This is a genomic window from Empedobacter sp. UBA1574 (assembly GCF_002322895.1).
In the GTDB taxonomy this organism is placed as follows: Bacteria; Bacteroidota; Bacteroidia; order Flavobacteriales; family Weeksellaceae; genus Empedobacter; species Empedobacter falsenii_B.
The window spans coordinates 21,142-30,345 of record NZ_DCOI01000040.1 but is presented as its reverse complement, the minus strand read 5'-3'; the positions used below and the strand labels follow the sequence as shown (position 1 = coordinate 30,345).

The 9,204-nt window shown below is 32.5% G+C and carries 7 protein-coding genes; all 7 read left to right on the top strand.

Annotated elements, in window-relative coordinates; translation table 11 throughout:
• Nucleotides 1-44 precede the first annotated feature (44 nt).
• Nucleotides 45-386, top strand: a complete 342-nt coding sequence (locus B3578_RS13605; RefSeq protein ID WP_291049500.1) for a DUF3024 domain-containing protein — start codon at nt 45-47, stop codon at nt 384-386.
• A 91-nt stretch (nt 387-477) separates the two neighbouring features.
• Complete coding sequence (locus B3578_RS13600) at nt 478-1,080, top strand: transposase (protein WP_291049497.1); 603 nt, start codon at nt 478-480, stop codon at nt 1,078-1,080.
• Between the two features lie 117 nt (nt 1,081-1,197).
• Nucleotides 1,198-1,812 (top strand): DUF6088 family protein, encoded by a 615-nt coding sequence (locus tag B3578_RS13595; protein WP_291049494.1) that lies wholly within the window; start codon nt 1,198-1,200, stop codon nt 1,810-1,812.
• Nucleotides 1,802-2,800 carry a nucleotidyl transferase AbiEii/AbiGii toxin family protein gene (locus B3578_RS13590; protein ID WP_291049491.1) on the top strand — a complete coding sequence of 333 codons (999 nt, stop codon included), beginning with the start codon at nt 1,802-1,804 and terminating at the stop codon, nt 2,798-2,800. The genes B3578_RS13595 and B3578_RS13590 overlap by 11 nt, the downstream gene beginning before the upstream one ends.
• A 30-nt stretch (nt 2,801-2,830) precedes the next feature.
• Nucleotides 2,831-5,968 (top strand): type I restriction endonuclease subunit R, encoded by a 3,138-nt coding sequence (locus B3578_RS13585; protein ID WP_291049488.1) that lies wholly within the window; start codon nt 2,831-2,833, stop codon nt 5,966-5,968.
• 2 nt (nt 5,969-5,970) lie between these two features.
• On the top strand, nt 5,971-7,866 hold the full coding sequence (locus B3578_RS13580) for an McrB family protein (RefSeq protein WP_291049485.1): 1,896 nt from the start codon (nt 5,971-5,973) through the stop codon (nt 7,864-7,866).
• Nucleotide 7,867: 1 nt separating this feature from the next.
• A complete protein-coding gene (locus tag B3578_RS13575) occupies nt 7,868-9,106 on the top strand; it encodes an McrC family protein (RefSeq protein ID WP_291049483.1) in 1,239 nt (412 codons plus the stop codon).
• Nucleotides 9,107-9,204 lie beyond the last annotated feature (98 nt).

The window sequence follows — 9,204 nt, the reverse complement described above, 5'->3', positions numbered from 1 at the left end:
ATCAAAATGCACAACGGGTTAAATTACTATAAAAATCAACACAAATGGGAAAAGAAATTAGTATTAGCGAAGTATATATTAAACAATTTGTAGAAGGCTTACGACCAGAAGATCACGAGATACGCAAACAATTAGATTATGGGTATTCTTGGGAAAAGAATACTGCTATTTTATATACGATTCGTCCATTTTGGAATAATCCGAATGAGTTAATTCAGTCCGATTTTGCAAAAATACGATTTACTAAAACCACGAATTCTTGGTCCTTGTATTGGATGCGAGCTTCAGGTAAATGGGAGTTGTACGATCCACACCCAATTGCTGATAATTTACAAGATTTATTAGCGATTATAAAAGAAGATCAGTTCCATTGCTTCTTTGGGTAAAAAATACAAAACAATCCCAACTACAATCGTTGTTGTTAAGTCGCTTGGCAACGTTGGAGAGGTGAAAGAAAACTAAACAAATAATAATTAAATGAGCAATTACAACCCAAATAAACATCATCGCAAGTCGATACGTTTGGCTGACTATGATTATAGCCAGGCGGGATTGTATTTTGTTACTTTAGTTTGTCAAGATAGAGCGCAATTGTTTGGTGATATAAAAGATGGTATCATGTATTTGAATGAATTTGGGCAAATTGCTGCCGGTGAGTGGTTGCATACGCAGGAAGTACGAAATAATGTTGTATTGCACGAATTTGTAGTAATGCCTAATCATATCCATGGTATTATAGAGATACTATTTCCAAAAGAATCCAGCAATATTGTCGGCGCTTTTAAATCGCCATCCCAAACCATAGGTGCAATCGTTAGAGGCTATAAAATAGCTACTATAAAAAGAATAAAAGAACTAGGAAGTAAGGGCGAAAGTAAGGGCGAATTGCAATTCGCCCCAACCGCCCCAACCGTCCCAACCGCCCCAACGAGGGGAATCATAAAATCCTTAGATTATAAGATCTGGCAACGTAACTACTATGAACATATCATAAGAGATGAAAAGGCTTATATCAATATCAGTAATTACATTATTGAAAATCCCCTTAATTGGGAGGAAGACCAATTGAATACACCATGAAACACACCAAACCATAATTAAAACAAGCATTAACCAGTCGTTTGGATAAAAAATACAGAAGCAAAATTTGTAACAAATTTTCACTAAATTTGTTACAAAATAAAAAGATAATACTAAGTGAAATCCTCTAAAAATCAAATAGAAAAAAAGATTTTAAAATCATCTTTAGGCGAAATATTTTTCGCTAAAGATTTCTATGCGTATGGTTCAGCAGGTAATATCCGTTTAACGCTTTTTCGTTTGGTTAATGAAGGCATATTAGAACGTTTGGCTCAAGGCATTTATCTAAAACCCAAAAGAGATGCGTTGTTAGGTATCCTCTATCCTACTATGGAAGAAATAGCCAAGCAAATAGCACAACGTGACAAAGCACGTATTGCTCCAACGGGTGTATTCGCTTTGTATTTGTTGGGACTAACCACACAAGTTCCTCTAAAAGCGGTGTATTTGTCCGATGGTTCGCAACGAGAAATTAAAATAGGAAACCGTAGCATTCAATTCAAAAAAACGGTTCCAAAAAGTTTTGCGATAAAAGATGAATTGTTGCATTTGATCGTACAAGCGTTTAAAGAAGTGGGCCAAAACAACGTAACCGAAGAATTTATAGAAAAAATAAAGCCTTCTGTGCATCAGCTCGACTCCCAAGTGGTCCAAAAGCAGGTGAAATATGCGCCGGTATGGATTCAGAAACACATCAATAACCTTTATACAACTTCTCAAAATGTGGATTAACCTATCAACAGAACAAAAGATACAAGTTTTAGAACAAACAGGTATAGCCAAAGGTTTGCCTGCATTTGTTGTAGAAAAGGATTGGTGGGTGTGTATTTTATTGAAAGCTATTTTTCAATCTCAATATGCAGATTCCATTATTTTTAAAGGAGGTACTTCTTTAAGTAAAGCCTATCATATCATTGATCGATTTTCAGAAGATATTGATTTAATTATAGATCGACATTTGTTAGGTTTTGACGACTTGGATTCAGGAACAAAAATAAAAAAACTAAGAAAAGCATCGGGTTCTTTTATAATCAATGAGTTTAGAGAAGAATTGATGCATCAATTGGATCAATTGGGCATTGATCGTAATCAATATGTAATACGATATAATGATAAAATTGACGATACGAGCGACCCGAATACATTGGAAGTGTATTATCAATCTGTAGTTCCAATGTCGAATCCTTATATCCAACAAAGAGTATTGTTAGAAATGGGAGCAAGATCATTAACAGAGCCCGCAGAAACAAAAACCATTCTTTCGTTTATTGATGAAAATTACAAAGCATTACCCTTTACATCGGATGGATTTGATGTACAAGTGGTTGTACCAACACGAACATTTATAGAGAAGGTTTTATTATTACATGAAGAATTTTCAAAACCGATAGATAAAATTAGAACCGACCGATTGACGCGTCATTTGTATGATTTAAATAAAATGATGGTTGCAGGATTTGGAGCACAAGCTCTTGCTGATAATGAATTGTTTAAAACCATAGTGGAACATCGTAAAAAGGTTACTCCTCTACGAGGTGCAGATTACTCCAATCACGAAAAAGGAAAATTGAGTATTCTACCACCTGATGAAATAATTGCTCAATGGGAAGAGGATTATAAAATCATGCAACAAAATATGATTGTTGGAGATAGTTTATCTTGGACAGATTTGATTAAACAAATGAAAAAAATTGAATATTTAATGAATCAATCTCACTAATCCAAATACCAAACACTACTATAAAAAAACATGAAATACACCGAATCACAACTAGAACAAGCTTTTATTAGCCTTTTGGAAACAGAGGGTTATCACTATATTAACGGAAAAGAATTAACAAGAACTTCTAATCAAGAAGTATTGATTAAGGAAGATTTGCGCGCGTTTTTACAAAATCGTTATGAAGATTTAGAAGAAATAGAATTGGAAAGTATTACTAATGAATTGGCTTTTCAGTCTACTTCTACCCTATACGAATCTAATAAGACAATTTGTAAGCTTTTGGCTGATGGTTTGATTTTTAAACGCAACGATCCATCAAAAAAAGATTTACATATTCGTTATATTGATATTGAAAATATCCAAAATAATACCTTCAAAATTGTCAATCAACTCGAAATTCAAGGATCAGAATTACGCATCCCTGACTTGATTTTATACATCAATGGGATTCCTGTCGTGGTTTTTGAGTTTAAAACAGCAATAGAAGAGGAAATTACCATTCACGATGCGTATAAACAGCTTACAACTCGTTATCGTCGTGATATTCCAGAGCTTTTAAAATACAATGTATTTACTGTAATTAGTGATGGTGTGAATAACAAAGCAGGTACCATCTTCTCGCCTTACGAGTTTTATTACGGATGGAATAAAATTACTGGAGCAGAAAAGAAAGCCTTAACAGGAATTGAAACTACGACTTCTTTGGTGCAAGGCATGTTGAATCAAACACGATTGGTTGATATTATTCATCATTTTGTATTGTTTCCTGATACTTCAAAACACGAGCTAAAGGTTTTAAGTCGTTATCCACAATATTATGCTGCCAATAAATTGTATCAAAACATCAAAGCGCATCGTAAACCAGAAGGCGATGGAAAAGGAGGTACCTATTTTGGTGCTACGGGTTGTGGAAAGAGTTATACAATGCTGTATTTAACACGTTTATTGATGCGTTCCACCGATTTTGCAAGTCCTACGATTATTATCATTTCAGACCGTACCGATTTAGACGATCAATTGTCGAAGGATTTTACTAATGCCAAGAAATTTATTGGAGATGAAAATATCATCAATATCGAATCAAGAGCCGATTTACGAGCTCGTTTAAGAGGCATCGAAAGTGGTGGTGTTTATTTAACGACGGTTCAGAAATTTGCAGAAGATGCTGAAATCTTATCCAATCGTACCAATATCATTTGTATTTCGGATGAAGCGCACCGTTCACAAGTGAATCTCGATTTAAAAGTTAAAATTGACGAAGTAAAAGGAGTCACTAAATCCTATGGTTTTGCCAAATATTTACACGATTCGTTACCGAATGCCACCTATGTTGGATTTACAGGAACACCTATCGACAAAACCTTAGAAGTGTTTGGAGATGTGGTGGATCAATATACCATGTTTGAGTCGGTAAACGATGAAATTACCGTTCGTTTGGTTTATGAAGGAAGAGCCGCTAAAGTCAATTTAGATTACAATAAAGTTCAAGAAATTGAAAATTATTACGAAAATGCAGTAGCCGAAGGCGCATCTGAATATCATGTAGAAGCCAGTCAAAAAGCCATTGCTAAAATGGAAGTTGTTTTAGGAGATGGTGACCGTATAAAAGCTATTGCGAAAGACTTTGTGGAACATTATGAAAATCGTTTGGAAGAAAACGCAACGGTAGCCGGCAAAGTAATGTTTGTATGTGCATCTCGTGGCATTGCATATAAACTATATAAAGAGATTTTAGCTTTACGACCTGAATGGGGAGAAATGATGCTTCCTGAAGGTTTAACCGCCAAAGAACAAAAAGAAATTAAACCTATAGAGCGTGTTATAATGGTGATGACACGCAATAAAGATGATGAAAAAGAGCTTTGGGAACTTTTGGGTAATAAAGATGAACGAAAAGAATTAGACCGACAATTCAAGCAAATCAAATCCAACTTCAAAATTGCCATTGTCGTAGATATGTGGTTAACAGGATTTGATGTTCCTTTCTTAGATACCATTTATATTGATAAACCTTTACAAACACACAATTTAATACAAACCATTTCTCGTGTCAATCGTAAATACGAAGGAAAAGATCGCGGATTAGTAGTTGATTACATAGGAATCAAAAAGAATCTGAATAAGGCATTAGGAATGTTCAATAATCAAACAGCCGACGATGATTTTGAAGATTTAGATCAAGCAGAAATTATTGTGCGTGATCAATTAGATTTGTTGCGACAATTTTTCCATCAATTTGATCCCACTTTGTATTATCAAGGTAATCCTGTAGAACGTTTGCAATGCTTAAACAAAGCTTCTGAATTGGTTTTAAAGACTGAAGAATCTGAGAAGTTTTTTGTGAATGTAACAAAGAAATTGAAGTCAGCCTATAATTTGGTGAGTGGTTCGGAATTGTTTAGCCCGAAAGAAGTAGATGAAATTCATTTCTATTTTGCCGTGAAATCTATTGTGGTAAAATTGACTAAAGGTGAAGCTCCAGATACAGCTCAAATGAATGCTAAAGTGGCTAAATTGGTAGAAGAAGCTATCATTTCGGAAGGAGTTGAAGAAATATTTAAGCTCGATGATAATAAGGCAAATGCGATTGATTTATTCAACGATAAATTCATTGAGAAAATCTCTAACCTAGAATTACCGAATACCAAAATTAAAATCTTAGAACGTTTATTAAAACAAACCATCAACGATTTTAAAAAGGTGAATAAAGTAAAAGGACAAGATTTTTCAGAGCGTTTACAATCCATCATCAACCGTTACAACGAACGTAGCGAAGGTGATATTTTAGATTATGAAGGCATTCAGTTTGATACAGCAGAACAAATGTTGGACTTAATTATCAAACTTCGAGTTGAAATGGATTCGTTCCAAGATTTAGGCATCGACTATGAAGAAAAAGCTTTTTACGATATTTTGGACATGATTTGCAAACAATACGGTTTTGAATTCGATAACGACAAAATGCTAGAGCTTGCTCGTGAAATAAAAATAATTGTAGAAAATACAGCCAAATATCCCGATTGGTGCGACCGTGATGATATTAAAGCACAACTTAAGATGGATATCATCGTTAAATTACATCAATACGGCTACCCTCCTATTACGCAGGATGATGTGTATAAGAATGTATTAGAACAAGCAGAAAATTTTAAGAAGAATAGGTAAAAATGGAACAGAAAAAATTACTTGAGATTTCAGATGAATTATTGGATTTACTTCTTGATTTTAAGAAAGATCATCCAGATTTTACTTTTTCACTAAGAGAAAGAGATAGCCCGCAAGCAAAAGATGTAAAACGATTAGAAAAAGGTCAATGGTTTCAAGGTTCAAACTATATTTATGTACCACTTTTCAGAAAAGGGGATAATGCGCGTAAAATAAAAACAATTGGATTTGTTGTAGGTTCAAATAAAGAAGGAGAACAAACTAATTATATCGAAATTTCATTTAAAAAAGGAAACTTTACAAACGAAGAAATTATTTTCCATAAAGAACTCTCTGAAATTTTCGACATAAAGCTAAATAACGAAAATGTGGGATATTTTCTATTCGACGATCCTAAAAACTATATTGAAAATCTTGGCTTTTACTTAAACGAGTTTAGATCTAAAGCTTTAGAATTATTAAAATCATATAAATTAGAAGATCGATTTTTAATCACAGAAGATAATTTTCAAAAAAGATTAGAGAAGATTAATGAAATTAAGAAAGTTTTAGGTGATCCTAGTTATAGTATAAACAATCTAAATACAATTATTAAAGAATCTGAAGAAAAAATAATGAAACAGCCTCTTAACCAAATACTTTACGGTCCTCCTGGAACAGGAAAAACGTATTCTTTAAAACAAAAATTCTTTGATTTATTTACCGTACGAGAAAACTCGTTATCTAGAGAGCAGTTTTTGAATGAATTAGTTAAACCTTTGAGTTGGTGGCAAGTTATTACAATTGTATTATTAGATATTAATAAAGCAAGAGTAACTGAAATATATGATCATGAACTAATTAAAATTAAAGAGTCTCAATCTGCATCAAAGACAATAGTTCCAACAATTTGGGGACAATTACAAGCTCATACAATAAAGGAATGTCAGCATGTTAATGTAGAAAAGAGACAAAACCCTTTATATTTTTCAAAGGACGAGAATTCAAATTGGACAATTGATTTACAATTAGTAAAAGATTTATATCCCGAAATAATTGAAATTTATGATTCGTTCAAAAATTTCAATCCTTCTCCTGATAAACTCATTAAAAATTATGAGTTTATAACTTTTCATCAATCATATAGTTATGAAGATTTTATGGAAGGTATCAAACCTGATCTTGAAAATGAAGAAGGAGAATTAAAATACAAAATTGAAGATGGAATTTTCAAAAGAATTGCAGACCGAGCAAAACGAGATCCTTTTAATAAATATGCTCTTTTTATCGACGAAATCAACCGTGGAAATGTATCGCAAATTTTTGGGGAATTGATTACCTTAATTGAAGAAGATAAAAGGTTAGGTAATGATGAAGCAATTGAAGTGACTTTACCATATTCTAAGGAGAAGTTTGGTGTTCCGCGTAATCTTTATATTATTGGAACAATGAATACAGCTGACCGAAGTGTGGAGGCTTTAGATACTGCATTAAGACGTCGTTTTGTGTTTGAAGAAATGCCACCAAAATATGATTTAGAAGGTTTACAACAAGAATTGTACGGTTTTAAAGCAGCTGATATTCTTGAAACTATAAATAAAAGAATTGAAAAATTATTGGATCGAGATCATCTAATTGGTCATGCGTATTTTATCAATAAAAATGAAACGACAATTATCGATTCTTTTTACAAAAACATCATTCCATTATTGCAAGAATATTTCTTTGGCGATTATGGAAAAATTGGTTTGGTATTAGGTTCAGGATTTGTAAGAAAGTTAGAACAAGAAGCTGTATTTGCACAATTTGAACATATAGATTATTCGCAATTTGAGGAAAAAGAATCATATGAGATAATCGACCATCGAACACATTTAACGGGATTTGGTGAAGCTATTCAACGTTTAATGAATCGATAGAATGAATACAAACGGTCACTTCATTACAGTTTTCGAACATGAAAAGCTCGTCTTTAATTTAAAAGATGAAAAGGAAAGGCAATTACTCGAAGCCCTTGAAGTTTATCACGGGAATCAGACTCCATTTTTTAAAATGATTCGTCATGGTGTTCAATTCAATGAGTATGTAGGTATTATTCAAATAGGTAAAACGACTATTGAAGTTTTACCGAAAGCTGATAAATCAGGTGAAAAGAAATGGCGTAAGCTATTAATTGGAATGATACAAACCGTTTGGGGATTCGATGTAAAATCAACAGGTTCGAGTTCTTTAAAACTCAAATCAAATTCAATTTTAGAGCTTTATTTTGAATTGTTTTTATCAGAAGTTGAGTATTTATTGCACAGAGGATTGATTAAAAGATACCGTAAAAATGAAGGTAATCAGAGTTCATTAAAAGGTTCACTTAAATTTTCAAAGCACATTACTCAAAATTTAGTTCACAAAGAACGTTTTTATGTGAATTATACTCAATATACCAATGAACATAGCATTCATGAAATCTTATTTAAAACGATTCAACTTTTAAAGAAAATCAACACCAATCCTGTTTTAAATGGAAGAATTGGTGCACTAACATTGAATTTTCCTGAGGTGAGGGATATAAAAATCAATGCTTCTACTTTTCATAAAATAGTTTATGATCGAAAAAATCAACATTACAAAGTTGCTTTAGAGATCGCTAAATTGTTGTTATTGAATTATCATCCTGATATTTCTAAAGGAAGAAATGATGTTTTAGCTTTAATGTTTGATATGAACAACTTATGGGAACAATTTATTGTAGTGACTTTAAAAAGAAAGCTAAAATCACACAATGTAACTTCTCAAGTGACCAAAAACTTTTGGAAACCTGATTCTGGTTACTCATCCAAAATGCGTCCTGATATAATTCTGAAATGCAAAGAGAGTCATCAAGTTTTTGTTTTAGATACGAAATGGAAAAACCTTAACGGTTACAATCCTTCACCTGAAGATTTGCGTCAAATGTATGTATATCACAGATTTTATCAAGCTAAAAAGGTGGCTCTTGTTTATCCTTATGACTGCCATTCGATTCAAAAAGGAAATTACTTCAGTTCAGAAAATCATTTAGAAATGTCTGATAAAGAATGTAGTATAATGCAAATTGCAACGGCTTCAGATATTAAAGTTTGGCAAAAGGAAATTGGAAATCAGATTAATAAATTAATGCATTAATAGTTTTGTAACAAATATTTACTAAAATTGTTACAAAATAAAAATTATTAAACATTGAAATCATCTAAAAATCAAATAGAAACAAAGATATCAAAATC

Coding starts and splice junctions, on each gene's coding strand:
- B3578_RS13605 (WP_291049500.1), top strand. CDS start 45: ATGGGAAAAGAAATTAGTATTAGCGAAGTATATATTAAACAATTTGTA.
- B3578_RS13600 (WP_291049497.1), top strand. CDS start 478: ATGAGCAATTACAACCCAAATAAACATCATCGCAAGTCGATACGTTTG.
- B3578_RS13590 (WP_291049491.1), top strand. CDS start 1,802: ATGTGGATTAACCTATCAACAGAACAAAAGATACAAGTTTTAGAACAA.
- B3578_RS13585 (WP_291049488.1), top strand. CDS start 2,831: ATGAAATACACCGAATCACAACTAGAACAAGCTTTTATTAGCCTTTTG.
- B3578_RS13580 (WP_291049485.1), top strand. CDS start 5,971: ATGGAACAGAAAAAATTACTTGAGATTTCAGATGAATTATTGGATTTA.
- B3578_RS13575 (WP_291049483.1), top strand. CDS start 7,868: ATGAATACAAACGGTCACTTCATTACAGTTTTCGAACATGAAAAGCTC.